Annotated in this window: 2 protein-coding genes; both read right to left on the bottom strand. The window is 43.6% G+C overall.

Annotation, left to right across the window (positions count from 1 at the left end):
• Positions 1 to 247 (bottom strand): transposase (locus NI467_RS14620; protein WP_253153503.1); only part of this gene is annotated, 247 nt, incomplete at its 3' end.
• The coding region (locus NI467_RS14615) for a transposase family protein (protein WP_253153502.1) at positions 195 to 482 on the bottom strand (288 nt) is incomplete at its 5' end. The genes NI467_RS14620 and NI467_RS14615, both read right to left, overlap by 53 nt.

The following is a 482-nucleotide window of genomic DNA, read 5'->3' as shown; positions in this document are numbered from 1 at the left end:
TTGGATACACTGTATAAATTCCCTGATAACCCTTATCTGCAAGGATAAATGCACCTGCAGGAATCTGATTCAAGTTACGTTTGAAGAGTTCGAAATCATGTACGGCACCACGACTCGTACATAAACTCAGGATTTTTTGAGTTTGATAATGAATGATGGCCTGTACTTTGAAGGTATGGGTCTTTTTCTTACCGCTATAGCTTTTCTTCTGTTTTTTTAGGCCTTTGGATTGGAATTTCTGTGGCATCTACAATCACCACATTCCAGTCAATGCCTTCGCCTTCAGGCAAATGCTTGGGTAAATTAAATAAATTGGACCGAATCAGGCAGTCTTCAACATGACGGACAATTCTTGAGGCTGTGGGCTCTGAAACCCCGTAACTCGTCGCAACGTGAAATAAGGTTCGGTATTCCCGCCAATAGCTTAGACAGAGCAGAACCTGGTCTTCCAGGCTTAACTTGGGCGGTCTGCCTTTGGCAGG

The sequence above is a fragment of the Acinetobacter sp. S4397-1 genome, assembly GCF_024129285.1.
Classification (GTDB): Bacteria; Pseudomonadota; Gammaproteobacteria; order Pseudomonadales; family Moraxellaceae; genus Acinetobacter; species Acinetobacter lwoffii_C.
This window is presented reverse-complemented; position numbering and strand designations above follow the sequence as displayed.